General features: G+C 54.2%; 15 protein-coding genes. 6 read left to right on the top strand and 9 right to left on the bottom strand.

Annotated elements, in window-relative coordinates; all coding sequences use genetic code 11:
- Window positions 1-22 precede the first annotated feature (22 nt).
- Both TU76_RS10195 and TU76_RS10200 read right to left on the bottom strand, forming a co-directional pair.
- On the bottom strand, window positions 23-1,327 hold the full coding sequence (locus tag TU76_RS10195; RefSeq protein WP_019826544.1) for an MFS transporter: 1,305 nt from the start codon (window positions 1,325-1,327) through the stop codon (window positions 23-25).
- A gap of 28 nt (window positions 1,328-1,355) precedes the next feature.
- Window positions 1,356-3,215 (bottom strand): DUF1302 domain-containing protein, encoded by a 1,860-nt coding sequence (locus tag TU76_RS10200; RefSeq protein WP_331716294.1) that lies wholly within the window; start codon window positions 3,213-3,215, stop codon window positions 1,356-1,358.
- Window positions 3,216-3,535: 320 nt separating this feature from the next.
- Here TU76_RS10200 and TU76_RS10205 point away from each other — a divergent pair, with 320 nt between their 5' ends.
- The 3 genes from TU76_RS10205 (at window position 3,536) to TU76_RS10210 (ending at window position 5,901) form a co-directional block, all read left to right on the top strand.
- Window positions 3,536-4,639 (top strand): GlxA family transcriptional regulator, encoded by a 1,104-nt coding sequence (locus TU76_RS10205; protein ID WP_173667400.1) that lies wholly within the window; start codon window positions 3,536-3,538, stop codon window positions 4,637-4,639.
- A 202-nt stretch (window positions 4,640-4,841) separates the two neighbouring features.
- Window positions 4,842-5,201, top strand: coding sequence for a hypothetical protein (locus tag TU76_RS24680; protein ID WP_231984109.1), 360 nt, complete (start codon window positions 4,842-4,844; stop codon window positions 5,199-5,201).
- 184 nt (window positions 5,202-5,385) lie between these two features.
- Window positions 5,386-5,901 carry a DUF1440 domain-containing protein gene (locus TU76_RS10210; RefSeq protein WP_048351582.1) on the top strand — a complete coding sequence of 172 codons (516 nt, stop codon included), beginning with the start codon at window positions 5,386-5,388 and terminating at the stop codon, window positions 5,899-5,901.
- A gap of 521 nt (window positions 5,902-6,422) precedes the next feature.
- Here the strand turns inward: TU76_RS10210 and TU76_RS24685 are convergent.
- The gene (locus tag TU76_RS24685) at window positions 6,423-6,584 is read right to left on the bottom strand and encodes a DUF2986 domain-containing protein (RefSeq protein ID WP_019826534.1); all 162 of its coding nucleotides are present in this window, start codon (window positions 6,582-6,584) and stop codon (window positions 6,423-6,425) included.
- A gap of 657 nt (window positions 6,585-7,241) precedes the next feature.
- Here TU76_RS24685 and TU76_RS10215 point away from each other — a divergent pair.
- On the top strand, window positions 7,242-8,330 hold the full coding sequence (locus TU76_RS10215; RefSeq protein WP_019826533.1) for a YkvI family membrane protein: 1,089 nt from the start codon (window positions 7,242-7,244) through the stop codon (window positions 8,328-8,330).
- A 60-nt stretch (window positions 8,331-8,390) separates the two neighbouring features.
- Here the strand turns inward: TU76_RS10215 and TU76_RS10220 are convergent, their stop codons facing one another.
- Both TU76_RS10220 and TU76_RS10225 read right to left on the bottom strand, forming a co-directional pair.
- Complete coding sequence (locus tag TU76_RS10220; RefSeq protein WP_046808952.1) at window positions 8,391-9,728, bottom strand: MFS transporter; 1,338 nt, start codon at window positions 9,726-9,728, stop codon at window positions 8,391-8,393.
- 141 nt (window positions 9,729-9,869) lie between these two features.
- Entirely contained in the window at window positions 9,870-11,477 is a 1,608-nt protein-coding gene (locus TU76_RS10225; protein WP_048351583.1) for an EAL domain-containing protein, read from the bottom strand.
- Window positions 11,478-11,719: 242 nt separating this feature from the next.
- Here TU76_RS10225 and TU76_RS25355 point away from each other — a divergent pair, with 242 nt between their 5' ends.
- The gene (locus TU76_RS25355) at window positions 11,720-12,250 is read left to right on the top strand and encodes a hypothetical protein (protein ID WP_151121056.1); all 531 of its coding nucleotides are present in this window, start codon (window positions 11,720-11,722) and stop codon (window positions 12,248-12,250) included.
- Here the strand turns inward: TU76_RS25355 and TU76_RS10235 are convergent.
- The 3 genes from TU76_RS10235 to TU76_RS10245 all read right to left on the bottom strand — a co-directional run bounded on the left by TU76_RS10235 (window position 12,210) and on the right by TU76_RS10245 (window position 14,866).
- Window positions 12,210-12,704, bottom strand: coding sequence for a hypothetical protein (locus TU76_RS10235; RefSeq protein ID WP_037032467.1), 495 nt, complete (start codon window positions 12,702-12,704; stop codon window positions 12,210-12,212). The two genes, TU76_RS25355 and TU76_RS10235, sit on opposite strands and share 41 nt — an antisense overlap.
- Window positions 12,668-13,546, bottom strand: a complete 879-nt coding sequence (locus tag TU76_RS10240; RefSeq protein WP_046808950.1) for a winged helix-turn-helix domain-containing protein — start codon at window positions 13,544-13,546, stop codon at window positions 12,668-12,670. Before TU76_RS10240 ends, TU76_RS10235 begins: the two co-directional genes overlap by 37 nt.
- 423 nt (window positions 13,547-13,969) lie before the next feature.
- Window positions 13,970-14,866 carry a DMT family transporter gene (locus tag TU76_RS10245; RefSeq protein WP_019826524.1) on the bottom strand — a complete coding sequence of 299 codons (897 nt, stop codon included), beginning with the start codon at window positions 14,864-14,866 and terminating at the stop codon, window positions 13,970-13,972.
- A gap of 96 nt (window positions 14,867-14,962) precedes the next feature.
- Here TU76_RS10245 and TU76_RS10250 point away from each other — a divergent pair, with 96 nt between their 5' ends.
- Complete coding sequence (locus TU76_RS10250; RefSeq protein WP_019826523.1) at window positions 14,963-16,294, top strand: aminotransferase-like domain-containing protein; 1,332 nt, start codon at window positions 14,963-14,965, stop codon at window positions 16,292-16,294.
- Between the two features lie 29 nt (window positions 16,295-16,323).
- Here the strand turns inward: TU76_RS10250 and TU76_RS10255 are convergent, their stop codons facing one another.
- Window positions 16,324-16,761: an Lrp/AsnC family transcriptional regulator gene (locus TU76_RS10255; protein WP_019826521.1), complete on the bottom strand. Its 438-nt coding sequence runs from the start codon at window positions 16,759-16,761 to the stop codon at window positions 16,324-16,326.
- Between the last annotated feature and the right edge of the window lie 99 nt (window positions 16,762-16,860).

Here is a 16,860-nt window from a genome sequence, read left to right on the forward strand (position 1 = left end):
GGCGATCAGGGAGTGGGGGTAATCACTGCGCGATGTGGGCCGGGCAGGCAGTTGAAGGGGCGGGCTCGGGAAGGTTGGCGTTAAGTTCGCGACGACTGCGCTCAGGGTCGATGAGCACCAGGCCAAGTACGGTGAACACTAAAAGTGCGATCCCGAACAGGCCAATCGCCAGTTCGAAACCGGTGACTAAATCCCCCCCCTGCCAGCCGATGGCCTGACCCACCAGAAGAGGCGCGAGCATGCCTGCGGTGGTCAGCAAGGCGATGTGGATGGCCAGCATACTTCCGCGTTGGCGGGCCGGTGCGATGTGGGCGACGATGCTAAAACCAAAGGCTGACAGCAAGTTAAGAAGGATACTGCCCAGAAGAAACAGCCCCAGCGTGACCGTCAGCGATGTCGAGCTAAAGCCCATGATGATGTAAGCCACGGCTGCGATCAGGCATGCCACGAGGGGCGGAATAACCATCGCTTTGCGGATGCTGGCGCCACGCTTCATCGCTCGTTGGGCCAGGCTGGACACCAGCAAGTTCATGAAGATCACCCCCAGCGTGGTGGCGAGCACCAGATAACCGGACTGCATCGGCGTCATCCCCAGCCCTCTTTGCAGGTAGGTGGGCAGCCAGCTGTAAAGCAGAGCATTGGGCAGATAGCTACAGAAAGCGACCAGAGTAATGCAGACAAACGTGCGATTGAGCAGCAGTCGGCTGTAGGGCAGTGTGGGCAACAGGCTGCCATTGGCGGTTTTTGTATCGTCATGCTGGCCTTCGCGGCCAAACAGTTGCCACAGCAGCAGCCACACCAGGCCAACACCTGCCAGCAGCACATACCCCGTACGCCAGCCGTAATGCTCAATCAAGGTTGGCAGGGACAGGGCGCCTGCGATGGCACCTAACATGATTGCGACTTGAATCAGCGCCGCTGGCAGCACCCGCTCGCGGGTGGCATACCATTTGAAACAGGCGTGCTGGGTGACGGCTGTACCAGGGCCGCAACCGGCGCCCAGCATGACGCGGCTGATGAGCAGGGTGACGAAGCTGCTGGACAGGGCGGCGAGCAATTGCGCGGCCATCCAGACCAAGGCCATGCCCGAAAGGATCCAGCGGCTTGGCATGCGGTTGGCCAGAAAGCCCACCAGTACCCCAGAGATGGAGTACAGAAAAAAGAACGCGCTGCTGATAAAACCGAACTGCTCGGGCGTCAGTTTCAGCTCGTCAATAATCTGCGGGCCGGCGAAGGCAAAAATGGTTTTATCCAGCACGCTGATAATCACCACAGTCATCAGCAAAGCAACAACGAACGGACGTCTTTTATCGGGAAGTAAATGCATGGGTATGGCCTTTAATTGAGGAGCTTTTTTAGAAGCGCATGCCGACACTGGCTTCTAACATGCTTCGGTCTGCAACCATGTTGTAATCGCCACCCCCGGTGTTCAGGTAGTTGAGCTCAAAGTTGTAGTCGCTTTTGTACTCACCCTGCAGTCCGAAAATTTGTGCATAACGCCCTTCGGAAAACACGCCGTCATAGGCGTGCCCTTTAACGTCATACACCAGGGTTAACGAAGGCGTCAGGTCAAGTCCGGGCAAAACGTTTCTATAACGAATCTCCCCTTTGGAACGGGTTCCCCACGAGAAAGGTGTGACGAAACCATCGATTGCACATTTTGCCGCCGGGCCTGTGCATTTCGAACTGTTGCCGTAAGGCGCGCTGCCGAAGCCGGGGCGTCCGTAACGGATGTCGTCAGTGTCGGGCAGGTCGTGGACATATTTGAATCCCGCCTCGGCTGACAACTTCATCTCGCCGCCCAATACAGTGCCAAAAGGATGGCTGGCGCCGAGATTAAGCTGGCTCACTCGAAACCGGTCGAAACCGCTGGCCACATAGCCTGTGGGCGTTTTGGACAGGTAGCCCATGGGCCCGTTGCCTCCTAACAGGCCAGCAATGAAATCGGAACCGTTCCAGGCGATCGGTTGATTGGGACGATAGCTGTATTCAGCGTAGATACCTGTGCCACCTGGCAGTCGCGTTTTGAAATTAAGGGCGTACATCCGGATGCTGGTCGGGAAGGCGCGTTGATAATAAGCAGCAATCCCCGAGGGTTTGGCCTGGCCGAGGTTGGCGGCGGGCGGCGTCAGAACGCCGGGGCCGGTACGTACCGCCTGGGTGACTGCTTCGCGGCTGGTGTAGTCAGCGAAATACAGCCCGAACATGCCGACGTCTTGCCATAAATATTGCAGGCTGGCGCCGAACTGATTGTTACTGGGGCGATGGTCCGGGCCACGGGACACGTAATCCAGAGGGTTGTTCAAGGCCTGGCCGTCGGTGGTGTAAATCGGGCGCCCGGCCAGGGAGCTCAAAATACTGCCATTGAGAAGAAACTGATCGCACCCCGGTTGAGCGTAATCGCTGGTCGATAGAAAGGTACCGCAACCCGGATAAGCGCTGGGACGGAACTCAAACTGGTTGAACGCATCGACCGACAGGTTTTCAGTCAGCGCCAACTTGGCGTAAAGGGTTGGCATCGCCACGGTGCGAGCTTCTGCAATTGAAGTGGCTCGACGTGCCGCGGCCCAATCAAAAGCGTTCACTGCCTGTAAGCCGCCGCCGATGGTGGTTGGCGTGACCCAGGGGATCGCCTGATCGCCGAGTCGCACCAGCAGGTTGTGCCCGCCAGGCTGGAACGTGCCGTAAACATACGCGTCGTTGATGACTGCATTGGAAAACCGCGCCAGCGAATCAAACCCTGCATCGCTCAGCGGCTCACCGGATTGATAGCCGTTCGGAACGCTGCCGTAGTCCACGTTCTGGTGTTTTTGGGTGTAGTCGTACCAGCCTTTGGCGCTCACAAACATGCCAAGGTTTCGGTGGCTCAAATCCGCTTGCAGGTAAGCCTCGGTGGAAGTAGAAACCGCATCGCCGCGCTTGTAGTTGAGGTTGCCGTCATTGAACAAATTCATGCCGTACTCGGTGCTGGTCAATCGATGGCTCGGATTGTCCATGCGCCACACGGAGCCCAGTGAAAAAGCACCTTTCACGTTCAGGCGAGTGTCGTCCTGCTGCCATTCGATACCTTTGCCCAATCCTGACTTGAGATCGCCGAAAACAAGCTCTCCAGCCACAGCGGATGCCGTCATGCCAACGGTCAATAAAGACGTGGCCAGCCCTGCAAATACGGGGTTTCGGGTCGCTGCCCACTGTTTTCTTATTGTTGTTGTCACTGACTAATACCTTTGTTTTTGTTTCTCTTGTGAATGCCAGGCGTTTTTCAGTCTAGCGCTGAACTATTTTTCTTAATACGGCGAATACCGACAGCGATGGGGTCAATATCGCCAGCAGAAAACAGGCATTAAGGCCCCTTATTTGAGCGCTCAAAAGAAGCGAGCCCACCCCTGAGTCAGCCTACTCATACGCTTTGATATCCAGTGTTCTGGCAGGGAGGGGGAATAGGGCAGGGCAGCGAGTACGAGCCGTAGGCAGACAGCATTTGGAAGTAGGGCTAATATCGCCAAAAATAAATCCAATAACGCCAGGTGGACCGATGAACGTCCGAATAGATTTATTGCACAGCCCCCATGGCATGGCCGGGACGCTGTTCAGTGTGATCGACATTCTGCGCACCTTTAATAACCTGTGGCAGATGCGTAATCCGGATAAGCGAGGGGCCTTTTTTCACTGGCGATTGATTGATGCAGCGGGCCATGAACTGCCGCTTCCGGACTGGTTGTCAGGGATGCAATCGCCTGCCGGAGGGCGCAAAGCGTTGCGGCCTTCGCAGACCGCGCTGTTTGTGCCAGGGGTGCAGATGAAAAGCGTGCCGGATCTTAAGCATGTGCTCGATCAATGCACCGAGGAACTGAATTGCATCGCGCGTTATCACTCTCAAGGACGTGTCGTTGCAGCCAGCTTTAACGGCCCGGTGATGCTGGCTCGAGCGGGTGTGCTGGACGGCAGGCGTGCGACGGTCACCTGGATGATTGCCAATTGGTTTGCCTCCAGCTTTCCTGCGGTGCAGTTGGCAATGGAAGGCCCGGTGGTGGTTGACGGGTTGGTCTTTACCGCAGGTGCCCCGGCAGCCGTATGCGATTTGATGGTGGAGTTGATTCGTCATTTTGCAGGCGAAGAAATGGCGCAGATTGCGACCAATGGGTTGCTCTATCATCCAATGCGTTTTGAGCATTCGAGCCTTAATTTCCCTGGCATTTCGGTAAAGACCCGTGACAGCGTGGTGTTCCGTGCCAAGCACTGGATTCAGCAGCACATCCAGACGCCTTACAGCCTGGAACGCGTCGCTCAGGAAGCGGCAGCGAGTCCTCGCACCTTGCTGCGTCATTTCAAAGAAGTAGAAGGCATGACGCCGCTCGACTATCTGCACCGACTGCGGGTGGAACGAGCCAAGCAATTATTGGAAGTCACCCTGGTAGATCTGACTGAAGTGATGGAGTACTGCGGCTATCAGGATGCCAGCGCTTTCCGTCGCCTGTTCCGTCGCGCAACGGGAGTCACGCCTTCAGAATATCGCCGTCGCTACACCATGCGCATATCTAGTCGTTGGTGGCGGGCTGACGAGTCTGGCCCCAAGGACAGAGTCGATGACTTGATAAAGGGACTGAGCATTGGGCCTCAGCTCAGGTCAGATCAGTGATAACGCAGCGGGGGCGGGACAGTCTTTTTGCCCATTGCATCTATCAAATACTGCGGTCATGGCTGACGTTATGCACGATCAGCCCCGGCCAGCAAACATCTAACGACGTCGCTCAACTGGGGGCTATATGGACGAGCTAAGGGTTTTCAGGAATTCCCACTGGGTGGTGAGCCATCGCAGAGACGCACGTCACGACGGGTACTTGATCATTTCATCTGAAGAAACAGCATCGGATCTCGGTGAGTTGAGTTGTGAAGCCCTTTCGTCTTTAGGGTGGGTAATGAAAACGGTGGAGCGTGTACTAATAATGGCGTATTCCCCCTACAAAGTGATGTTCTACAAATTAGGGTTCTCGCCTGGTTTTAATGTCCATTTTCATGTTGCACCTGTCACGCAAGACTTGCTGGCAGCGATATCCAGTCACCCCGGTTATTCCTCAAATCCTGACGGTAATGACGCAATTGTCTTTCTCAGTCGAGAATGCTGCGAAAGACCTCTCAGCGCGCACGAGGCGCAAAAACAACTGTCGGCGGTTCGTCTGCTTAAAGGTCTTTTTGGCTAAGGCATACCCGCATTAACGCCGGAAAAATCAGGCTCAGCGCGCATTCCAGGGTCGATACAACACATCAGTACTTTAGCCTCTGTCAAAAAAATAAAAATGTACTAGAGTAAGATCCGAACAACTCGCGGGTCTGTTTTTTTACAAGTGCCATAGCACTTGCTGGCTAGGTATATGGGGTGATTGGATGTTAGCGTTATTAACCATGCGATCAAAAAAAGAACGAAATATAACAGCGGCTATTCGGGTGGGGGTAGTTGCCGGTATCCTATCCGCGCTCGTGAAATCAGGCGTTGAGACATTGATTCCACCCAGAACCTTCAGTACACCACCGCCCCCTGTAGTGCTTCTGGAAAAGCTTGGCGTTAACGTAGACGTCCTGACTTATGACTGGATGGGATACAGCATTAATTGGGGCGGCAATGGGGTTCATATAATGTTCTCTATGGTGATTGCCGTCATCTATTGTGTCGTTGTTGAGTTTTTACCAAGGGCCAATATTCTTCACGGTATTGTATTTGGCGTGGGTGTTTCTGTTTTTGCCCATGGGTTGGTTGTTCCTCTTCTGGGGCTGTCAGGGTGGTTATGGAGTGCTGGTCCTCAGGCACTGATTTCGGAATTTGTAGGCACGGCTTTTTGGATTTGGACGATCGAGGCGGTGAGGCGTGACCTGCGTGATCGGCTATCACTGAATCGCACTTGATTATCTTCACAACCTGACATTGAACTTCGAGCGGCGTTGGCGGCTTGGAAACTTTAGAAAAAAGGGAACGTTATGAAAACTAAAATCCACAAGAAACACATATTTGTAATTGCGCTGGTTGTGTTTGCTGTGTTCAGTTTTTTAATGACTAACTGGGATCAGTCATTATGACTCGCCTCAAGTTCGCAGGCGCACCTGATGCGTTGACGGTCACAGACGTTCGGCCTCATGGGCGTATTTAAGCGCTTGGCCATACGCATTTGGATATGTTCCGTGGTTTGTTAGCTGTTTATCAGCTCGATACGGGAGCTGGTCGTCGAGGCCTGGTTGCTGCTGCCTGATTGAGGCGGGTGTTCTGGCAATAAAGACCGCCACCTACGGACAAGCGACTCAGGTCGCGAAGTACCGGGTAGGTGGTCAAGGCCTTTAGCCTGTGGCAAGGGAATATCAGTGTCGAGCAAACGGTCGACATGGGCGTCCTTGCTGACGCCAGGGCAGCGTTAACACGAGTGGCCTGTAAATCAACTTTCGCAAGGCGTGGTCGGTTCCTGACTGGTCTCGGCTGCCAGCTTAAGTCGGTCAGCTTTGCTGATGTATTTGGTCTTGTTTTTCGGTGCCAGCTTGGCACTGGCTTTTTTGGCGTGAGCCTTCAATAGCTGCGTTATTTTCTTGCGACGATTCATGTTTTCTACTCAGCATGTATGTTCTTGATTTTTGCCTGACCGTGTCTTCGAGAGTGTGCCGCCACATTGAAGGGAGCCGCTCGACTTACGGTTCCAAAGGTCATCCATCACCCCGTCCCCCCCCTTGAGCCGCCAAGCGTTCGCAGGTTTTGAGTCCCTAGTGCGCACAAAAGTTGATGGGCGTCATGGAGTTGCGCTCTGTAAAGACGATTGTCAGTTATTTTTGCACGGGACGCTCAGCTAATACCCCGATTTTTTGCATCTGGCTTGACCCTGTGAGGGTGGTGCCTCAGGACTGTATCCATGGGTCTGAGCGTCTGGCGTTTTTGCCGATATCGGCTAAGTGCTTGATTTGTAAAAGCCTACTTGTTTCATAATGTTTCAATTGATTTTGCGGTGAATATTGCCATGTTCGGTATCTATTTGCTGTTAAATCATGAAGTGCGCCATGTTTAAGCTGTTATTTGTGATTTTTATGGTGAAAATAACTGCTCAACACTTCCTATACTGCGCTCGGCGTCTGCGTACCTGCACAGTTCGAAAAACCACGATGTTTTTTTGGACTGCTATGGAGATAGTCGCTCTGCGGAAATGTTAAGGCGTAGATGGCCTCACTTTTCCCGTGCACCTAATAAGTCTAAGAATGAGAAAAGTGTAATGAATAAACAGTCGATCCAGATTGCTCTTGCATACATGTCTGTCGTCATTGGCGGTGGCTTCGCCTCCGGGCAGGAGGTGCTACAGTTTTTCACCGGCTATGGGCTGATAGGCATCGTAGGCACTCTGGTGAGCGGTTTGATGTTCGCTTTCCTCGGTATGCAGATCGCTCGAATGAGCTCGAAGATGCAGGCGAAGTCCCACAAGGACGTTCTTTATATTCTGTTCGGCGCTCGTCTCGGCTTGGTAGTTGACGTGGTGCTGTCCTTCTTCCTGTACGGCGTCGGTGTGGTGATGCTGGCCGGTAGCGGTTCGATCTTTTCCCAGCAGTACGGTCTGGATCCGTTGGTCGGCGGTGTGCTGATGACTGTACTGGTGATCGCGACCCTGTGCATGAACGTCAAGCGCATCATTGACCTGATCAGCGCGGTGATGCCTTTCCTGTTGGCGATGGTACTCATCATCACCACCTACTCGATTTTCAGCTACAACGCCCCGATCGAAACCCTCGATGCTGTTGCTCGTGAAAACAACGAGACCGTTACGGGTAACTGGTTTGTCGGTGCATTGCTGTACGCATCGTTCAATATCGCCGTAGGCTTCCCGATGCTGGCTGTGATTGGCGGCATGACCAAACAGCCCAAGGCTGCTGCAATCGGCGGCGTACTTGGCGGTCTGGGTCTGGGTGCGCTGATCCTGCTGTTGAACATCGGCCTGTTTGCCAACATTAACCAACTGCAAGGCATCGAAATGCCATCCCTGGCACTCGCAGGCCGCATCTCGCCAATCCTCTCGGTGGTGATGTCGGTGGCGTTGGTGTGCATGGTCTACAGCACTGCGGTGGGGATGTTCTTTGCTTTCAGTGCACGATTCTCCAAACCTGAAACAAGTCGCTTCAAAATCGTCAGTGCCGTGACCGTATGCGTGGGTCTGGGCTTGAGCCTGGGCGGTTTCAGCAAGCTGGTAGGTACCGTCTATCCGCTGCTGGGCTACGTGGGTTTCGCCCTGATCCTCGCTATCTGCTTCAACTGGCTGCGTGGTCGCTCAATCGCCAAGGCGCAAAAAGCCGCCCTGGACGCCGCGTCCTGATCCAACTGCCGCCGAGCTCAAGCTCGGCGGCATCCTCTCTCAGTCCAACCGGTCAGCACCTCAGACCGATGCAGGCACAGTCGTCCCTTTTGCTGGCGTCGCCACATCATGTAGCGAAATCCGCGAAGTCTCGGGCAATGCCAGGCCACCGACCAGAGCCAGCAATGCCACAGCCATCAGGTAAAACGCAGGCGACAGATTGCTGCCGGTAGAGCTGATCAGCCAAGTGGCTACCAGCGGTGCCGTGCCGCCGAAGAGGGTGTAGGCCATGTTGTAGGTGATAGCCGACGCCGTATAGCGAGTACGTGTAGGAAAGGTTTCCGAAAGCAACGCTGCGGTCACCACGCCACATAACACTGCGCCAATGGCCAGGAGCATCACGCCGATGATGGACGCTGCGAACCCCCCGGAACTGGCCATCATGAACGACGGATACACCGCGATAATCAGCAGGCCGCACGCCGTCACCACTGTAGCCCGACGCCCGACCCGATCCGAATAGAGCCCGGCCAGTGGGCATATTGCGGCGGCGAAGATCAGCGCTATCAACGACACCAGCAGCGCGGTTGCACGACTCAATCCTCCTGCAACTTGCAGATAGGTTGCGAAGTAGGTGGTGAACATATAGAACGACAGCGCCGTCAGCGATACAAAAGCCCCCAGACAGCAGATGGCTGCGCCATGATTGCGCAACGTTTCCTTGAGCGGGGAGTGGGCAACCGCGTGTTCCTCTGTCACCGCCTGAAACGCCGGGGTCTCGTCCAGCCTCCAGCGCATGTAAAGACCCACCAGGCCCAGAGGTGCGGCAATCAGGAACGGCAGGCGCCAGCCCCAGCTACCCATGGCCTCGGCCGATAATGACGCCTCGAGCGCATAGGCCACCACGGCAGCAGCGGCAAAAGCGGAAAATGTCGATACCGGCAGAAAACTTCCATACCAAGCCCTTTTATCGTTGGGCGAGTGCTCCATCAGATAGGCGCAGGCTCCCGCATATTCGCCTCCGGCCGAAAACCCTTGGGCGCATCTGATCAGGGTCAGAAGGATTGGCGCCATAACCCCGATAGCGGCATAACTGGGCAGCACACCGATCAAGGTCGTGGCACCGGCCATCAGCAGGATGGTCATCGCAAGCGTGCGCTTGCGGCCGATTCTGTCCCCCAGCATGCCGAAGAAAATGCCGCCCAATGGCCTGAAGGCGAAAGCCACTGCAAACACGGCAAACGTCTTGAGCAACGCGGCGCTGGTATCGCCACTGGGGAAAAACTGCTGGGCGATGGTTGTGGCCAGAAACCCATACACTGCGAAGTCGAACCACTCGACGAAATTACCGATGGTGGCGGCGGCAATCACTTTTCTCAGCGTTTTCGGGCTGACCTGCTCTGTGGATACGCTCGTCATGCTGAACCTCGACCTGTCATCAGTAAGTCGTGATTATCGAGGCAGCGCTGGAGGTGATTCGCTCCAAAAGTGTCATCGGCATATTCAGCACCGACGATCCTTCGGTTAATACCTGTAGGGCAGGTCTGCGAACTGACAGAATCACCGCACCGGGGACGTTAAACGTTTACCGGTTTGACTGTGGCTGTCAGTCCAGGCTGTTTTGTTCGAGAAATCCGGGTGGTTGAGTATCGTCTTCAGAAACTCACTGACGGGCATGGGTTTGGCGAAGAAATAGCCTTGCATGTAATCCACGCCGCAGGCACCCAGGTAGTCGCGTTGTTCTTCCGTTTCAATGCCTTCGGCCAGCACTTGCAGGTCCAGTTTAAGTGCCAGGTCTAAAATCGAATCAAGGATGTGCACGGACAGGGCATCCGCTCCGATCATCGAGATAAAGCTCTGATCGATCTTGATGAAGTCGACTTTGAAACGCTGCAAATAGCTCAGGCTCGAATGACCGGTGCCAAAATCATCCAGCGCAATTTTTACGCCAAGCTCATGGAGCCTTTCAATGAGTTCAAGTGCGGTGGGTGTCGGTTTTACAAGTTCGCGCTCGGTCATTTCCAGCACCAGGATCACAGTGCCGGGTTTGAACGCTTTCAAAAATAAAATGCATTCATCCACCAGGTCAAAGTTCTCAAAGTGTTTTGCGCACACATTGAATCCGATGTGAAAGGGCTGCTCCAGTCTCGACGCGTGTGGCGCGAGTTGTTGTGCAGTCTTGTGCATAAGGCGCCGGGTGATGGCAATGATCAGATTGGAGCGCTCGGCCAGCGGGATAAAACTATTGGGCGTAATAATCCCTTCATGAGGGTGGTTCCACCTGACCAGGACTTCGGCCCCGATACATTTGCCAGAGGTTGAAGAGAAGACAGGTTGTAAAAAAGGAACGAACTCATCGGCGGACAAAGCCCGCTGAAGCTCAATGCTGGGGGCCAGCACGCGCCCCAGCATCCAGTAGGTGAGCAGGCCGGAAAACATGCCCAAGGCCAGCAATAGGCCAAGAATAATCGAATAGGTCTCAAGTGTATGGCTGAAAAGGGTGCCTGCCGGGTAGGCCGCAGAGACTGTAAACCCATATTCGTTGGACACTACCGAGCGGGGTGCCGTCGGTTCGTTTTCGAACGGAGGGTTATCCACTACCCCGTTTTGGGTCATCCAGTGGTTACCGACCTTAAGTGACAAATTACTTTTTTTATCGATGAGGTGAAGGGCGTCCTGAATATGGCGGCCATCAATGCTGACCAAGGCGCTTTTATGTGCTTGCTGGGTTCTTAGAATGAGGGCTGCGGTTTTGGAGCCTGAGGCTGTCTGGTCAATCAGTCGCAGACGGCCACGCAAATAATCGTGTGGGTTCACGGTAATGTTTACATCGGACCCATACAGCGAACTGCAATAAACCTTGTTGTCAGTGGCCAGACTTGTTGCCCGCAAGAATCGATAGGTGGCAACGGCTTCCCGAAGTGGCTTGGCCGCTTGCGAACAGGGCAACCCGGTTATGTCTGACAGTTCTTTGGCGGCCGCCTCTGCCTCGCTGAGCATCACATTTATCTGCCTGAATGCCTCATGCGCCGCAGTGTTTGATGTGCGAGATAAATCCGAGACAGATTTCAGGTAGACCAGAGGAATGCCCAGGGCCAGTGGAAGAATGCCGATGACAAGCGCTATTAAAAAAACCTTCTTCGAGGAATAACGTATTGCTCGATTCATGGATCATTCCTGCGAAATTCGGTCGGATAGAATACGGGTAAGGTAAGAGAGGGCGAACATGATAAATGGCAGTTTCAGGCTGCAATGTTAAGCGCATCGGACCTTGAATAATACCCGTGCACTGTGTATTTCCGATGCAGTAAGAAGAAGTAAGGTCCGGAAAGTCTATATAAGAGCGATGCCGGGTTAAGGGCGTAGCGCTGTGGGAGCATGGCGTTAGAACTCTTCCTGGGCAGGGCAGCATGCATTCACGTCTATCAATTCCCATCGTGGGCAGAAACTTCGGATTTAAAGCCGCCTTGGCCATTCAGGATGAAAATACCGTCAGGAATATCGATGTTAGAAATGCCTTGCGCTTTCTTGATGTATTGATTCGTCAAGGCTGCCTGGCTAGCGAGCAGGAGATTGAACATGTCGCTAACACGATTGCTGCGCATATTTGTCAGTGCGGGAAGTACCCTCCCTTGGTCTCCTTTACGCAGTACAGCAGTGCGCTAACGAGCGTGGTGAAGTTTGTGCATGGATCAAGTACTGATGTGCCCAGGGCTGCAAGTACTGTCCGGCACTTGTTGTCGGTGCTCGCCAAAGCAAAAAGAGCACGCGTGCCGTTGTACGAGCATGGGGAGAGCACCTGTTTATCCGTATTTGTTCAGCGCGAATGTCTGCAAGGCATCCGCGTATCAACTAGAAAAGAATGGGCGGGTTTGAAGGGTTGCACTTACCCTGCAGTGCTCAAGTGGGGACGTGGCATACACCCGTCAGAATATTATTGATGTTGTAATAATATTCAACGTCCGAGAAACGTGAGAAGGTAATAAGTCCGCCCTCCAGCCCGCGACGCATGAAGAGTGCATGTTTAAGGCTGTTGTCACTTTCGAATACCGTGGCGTTCAGGGTTTTAAACAAAAAACGTGAACTGTCCAGCGTGTCAAACTGCACGTCGAGCCTGCGGTTATATAGAAACTCTTGCTGCTCAGGATCTTTGAGGTTGAAGTAAAGATAGATTTCTTGCGCCTCCATGTTGATCGACATGTCTCCTTTGCCCGTCCAGCGCTGGCCGTTGTCTAACGTGTAGATGAAGTCAATGGCGGCGTAGCACGGTGCCTGAGGCGTGTCCTCATGGTAGGTGTAGGCTTGCAGGGCGATGAGGGTTCCGAACACGAGAGTGGAGGCAAGGCTCAGGAGCAGTATTAATTTTTTTGTTCGATAATGAGGTGGTTTGTGCACAGCGCCTCTCCTTTGCTTTCTGGTTTTTCGCAGTTAACTAACAGTTCGGATAATGTTTTATGGACATAGTAATTTGTTCCCGTTGCACCCACAGAAGAACCAAACCTGGCCATGGTTGAAAGAATGCTGTCTTTGGTTTTTTTCTCTCCCCGTTCGATATACAGTTTCGCCTGGGGGGTTTCCCATAACAGTCGCCACCCTTCCAGTTGGACCGGCTTGTTGAAAAGCATATAGGCATAATAAACAGGCAACGTAATGCCAAGGAAAAACGTCGCGTAAAAAAATGCTTTATAGAAATACTTCCTGAACACGGCACTTGAACGTGGAAGGGCGGGGGGGCTCTGTTCTTCGGTTGTAGCGGTCAAGGGTATTTCACTGTTTTCAAGTGGGTCACTGATGGCGAGTAACGGGGTGGCTACTTCTGAGGGAGGCGTAGCGATTTCAAAGGTTTGACTGTCGGGGCGTGCGGGCTTCAGGTCGCCGGGTACGTCGTGGTTGCTGTTATCGCCGCAAACACGTTCTATGTGCTGCAATAAAACAACGCCTCGTCGTGGCAGTGTTTTTAAGATGGACCTGTCGAGCCCCACTTCGGAGAGGTAATGCCTGAGAGTGTGGAGCGCTTTATAATAACTGCTGTCCGATACAATGAGCCCCCGGTCGCCCCAGACACGGCTAATTAAATCTTCCTTGTCGGTAACCCCCTCAATCAGGGCTAATAATAAATGGCCTTCATTGCTGGTGAGGGTTGTTTGCAGGGGAGGGTAACTCAGTAACAACTTGTCGTGATCATAGGTGCATTTGGCCGTGTGTAATGGTGTTGGCGTTTCACGGTCACCCTGCATCTTACTTACCTTTGATATAGTCTTGTGCAACTACACCATGGTGAGGCGTTATGAGTCAAGTATGGATGTAGGAAAATTCCTATTTTCCCCCTTTGCTGGATTGTTCGAGGTGGTAATGGGGTGAGTTTGGGGGTAAGTAAGATTGATTAAGATTAAAGTGATGTATGAGTAAGGTCGGGTGAGGTGTTGCGTCGCGAGAGTGTTTATACTGAAGTCTTTATTTTTAATCGGGTAGTGTGTGGGGGTGCGGTTGGGGAGTTTAGATATAACAGGTGTGTCCGTTTGTTGGAGTGTCATTATTATAAATAAACACTCCGTGTACAGTTTAAGCGCGATCCGTGACGGAAAAGTGGCTGTCGAACGGTCAGCGCAAGAGAACATTTAGCATTAAACTCCTCGCACCTTGTCAATTAACAAGGTGTCTTAGTTGGCAAATTTCCTGGCCGAAATCACACACAGAATCACCGCTGCTGTCACGCCAAACATGCCCATGCTAACCGTTTCATGCAACAAGGTAGCTGCCAGTGCCAACCCGAAAAAAGGTTGTAACAACTGTAGTTGCCCGACGGCTGCAATTCCGCCCTGGGCCAGCCCCCGGTACCAGAATATGAAACCGATCAACATGCTGAAAACGGATATGTATGCCAGTCCAAACCAGGCGGGGGGGCTGATGCCTGCAAATGAAGACGGGGCACTCAACCCTGCAAGTGGAGCCATGACGGGGAGCGAAAGTACCAGCGCCCATGAGATCACCTGCCAGCCGCCTAGCGTGCGGGACAGCTTTGCTCCTTCGGCATACCCCAGGCCACACATCAGGACTGCCAGAAGCATCAGGATGTCGCCTTCGGGAGCGACTGTCAGGCCTTGTGACAGGGCATACGCCACCACGATCGCGCTGCCCAGCATTGAAAAAATCCAGAACGCCGGTCGAGGGTGCTCACCGCCACGTACGACGGCGAAGGCTGCCGTGGAAAGAGGCAACAGGCCGAGAAAGACAATGGTGTGGGCCGAGGTCACATGCTGCAAAGCCAGTGCGGTCAACAAGGGGAAGCCGACGACAACGCCGGTTGCCACGAGCAACAGCGAGAAGAGATGGCGACGCTCCGGTCGCTTGGCCTTGAGCACCCCAAGCAGGGCCAGTGCGATTACGCCGGCAATGCTGGCGCGGGCCAGGGTCAGAAACACCGGGTCAAACTCCAGTACCGCTACCTTGGTTGCGGGCAGTGAAGCACTGAAAATGACCACGCCAATAAACCCGTTGATCCAGCCACTCAGGTTTTTTTCAGCGCCGGGGTTTTGCAGGTTGGAGGTACGTTCCATCGAGTCTCACGCTCAGGTCTAATCGCGGGATTGCATGCAACGCATCCTAGGGCTGATGATTAATGACAATCAAAATATTGTCATGGATACAAGTCGATGTCTCGATCCCGGTACAAGTCGCTGGTTGACACTTTTGCAGTCGATATTCGTTCAGGATGCTTGCCTCCGGGAACACGCCTGCCTACGCACCGTCAATTGGCGGCCAGTGAAGGGCTGGCCCTGGTCACCGCAAGTCGGGTCTATGCAGAACTGGAGGCTATGGGGCTGGTGAGTGGCGAAACCGGGCGTGGCACGTTCGTCAGGGAAACCTCGCTGCCACCCGGTCACGGCATTGACCAGCCCGACGTGACGGCCGGGATGCTGGACCTCAACTACAACTATCCCTCCTTGCCGGGCCAGGCCGATATGCTGCGCACCGCGTTGCGTCAGCTTGCGTTGTCCGGTGATCTCGAATCGTTGTTGCGCTACCAGCCCCATGGAGGACGCCTGCATGAGCGGGCGTCGGTGGCGCGGCATCTGGCCATGAGCGGCCTGAACGTGCCTGCCGAACAGGTGCTAATCGTCAATGGCGCGCAACACGGATTGACCGTGGTCCTGATGGCCTTGCTGCAACCGGGTGATGTCATTGCGGTCGATGCCTTGACCTACCCGGGGTTCAAGGCGCTGGCGCTCGCACTGCATCTTGAAATCCTGCCCATCCCGACAACAGACCACGGGCCCGATCTTGATGCCCTTGCAAAGCTCTGTTGTAGCCGCTCAGTGCGCGCGATCTACAGCATGCCCACTTTGCACAACCCGTTGGGCTGGGTGATGGGTCTTGAGCAGCGCGAGCAGTTGGTAGCGATCGCACGCAAGCATGATCTGCATATTATTGAAGACGCGGCCTACGCTTTTTTGGTTGAAAACCCACCTAAGCCGTTGGCTGAGTTAGCACCTGAGAGGACGGTCTACGTTTCCGGGTTTTCCAAAAGTGTTGCGGCGGGTCTGCGGGTTGGGTTTATCGTTGCGCCCGCACACAAAATTGGTGCTTTGGAGCGAATCATCCGGGTTACAGCCTGGAACGCCCCCGGCGTGATGACCGCCATCACCAGCGCCTGGCTTGACGATGGCACCGTTAGCCGACTGGAGGCGCAAAAGCGTAAGGACGCACAAGCAAGGCAATTGATCGCTGACGAACGCCTGGCCGGACTGCACACAGTTCGTCATCCATCCTCCTACTTTGTCTGGTTGCCTCTGTCGGAGGACGCCAGAGCCGATCAGGTGGCGGCGGCCTTGTTGCGTGAGCAAGTCTCGGTCTCCACCGCTCAGCCGTTTGCCACCTCAGCCCACGTGCCCCGTGCGATCCGGCTGGCGCTGGGTTCGGTGGACATGAACGCGTTGCGAGAGGGGCTGGCCAAAGTGAAATGGGTGGTTCAAGCCCATGCTTAGGGGCTGGCCATGACCTCAACCGTGGGAGCTCACCCCATGGGTGGCAGGCGGCGTTTAACCGGGCTTTTCTTGATAATTGCGGTATTGGTTTCGGCATAGGCATTCAAGCCATCGAGCAGGCTGTCCAACTGTTCGATGGAACGCACATGCAGTCGAGCGATAAAACAGTCATCCCCCGTGACCTTGTCGCATTCAGTGAACTGGGGCGTGTTCTGGATCTGGCGTTCTACCTCCTGCAACTGACCGGGCAGCGGGCGAATGCGGATGATGGCCTGGAGTTGATAGCCAAATGCTTTGGGGTCGACGTCCACGGTATAACCGGTGATGACTTTGCGCTCCTCCAGTTTATGTATGCGCTGCGCCACACTGGGTGATGACAGTCCGCTGATGCGGGCAAGCGTTTTCAGGGAGCTGCGGGAGTCTTGCATCAAGGCGCTAATCAATAGCTGATCTATCTCGTCGTTCATTTTTGCTCCTTAGGCGAAACCAGCAGAATGCCTCAACACTAAAGGCAAATAGGTCTATTTACCTTTTTTGGATTATGGAGCTGCGAGCGTCGAGATTGC

Origin of the sequence: Pseudomonas psychrophila, from assembly GCF_001043005.1 — a bacterium.
Taxonomy (GTDB): Bacteria; Pseudomonadota; Gammaproteobacteria; order Pseudomonadales; family Pseudomonadaceae; genus Aquipseudomonas; species Aquipseudomonas psychrophila.

Coding starts and splice junctions, on each gene's coding strand:
- TU76_RS10195 (WP_019826544.1), bottom strand. CDS start 1,327: ATGCATTTACTTCCCGATAAAAGACGTCCGTTCGTTGTTGCTTTGCTG.
- TU76_RS10205 (WP_173667400.1), top strand. CDS start 3,536: ATGAACGTCCGAATAGATTTATTGCACAGCCCCCATGGCATGGCCGGG.
- TU76_RS10210 (WP_048351582.1), top strand. CDS start 5,386: ATGTTAGCGTTATTAACCATGCGATCAAAAAAAGAACGAAATATAACA.
- TU76_RS24685 (WP_019826534.1), bottom strand. CDS start 6,584: ATGAATCGTCGCAAGAAAATAACGCAGCTATTGAAGGCTCACGCCAAA.
- TU76_RS10215 (WP_019826533.1), top strand. CDS start 7,242: ATGAATAAACAGTCGATCCAGATTGCTCTTGCATACATGTCTGTCGTC.
- TU76_RS10220 (WP_046808952.1), bottom strand. CDS start 9,728: ATGACGAGCGTATCCACAGAGCAGGTCAGCCCGAAAACGCTGAGAAAA.
- TU76_RS10225 (WP_048351583.1), bottom strand. CDS start 11,477: ATGAATCGAGCAATACGTTATTCCTCGAAGAAGGTTTTTTTAATAGCG.
- TU76_RS25355 (WP_151121056.1), top strand. CDS start 11,720: ATGCATTCACGTCTATCAATTCCCATCGTGGGCAGAAACTTCGGATTT.
- TU76_RS10240 (WP_046808950.1), bottom strand. CDS start 13,546: ATGCAGGGTGACCGTGAAACGCCAACACCATTACACACGGCCAAATGC.
- TU76_RS10245 (WP_019826524.1), bottom strand. CDS start 14,866: ATGGAACGTACCTCCAACCTGCAAAACCCCGGCGCTGAAAAAAACCTG.
- TU76_RS10250 (WP_019826523.1), top strand. CDS start 14,963: ATGTCTCGATCCCGGTACAAGTCGCTGGTTGACACTTTTGCAGTCGAT.
- TU76_RS10255 (WP_019826521.1), bottom strand. CDS start 16,761: ATGAACGACGAGATAGATCAGCTATTGATTAGCGCCTTGATGCAAGAC.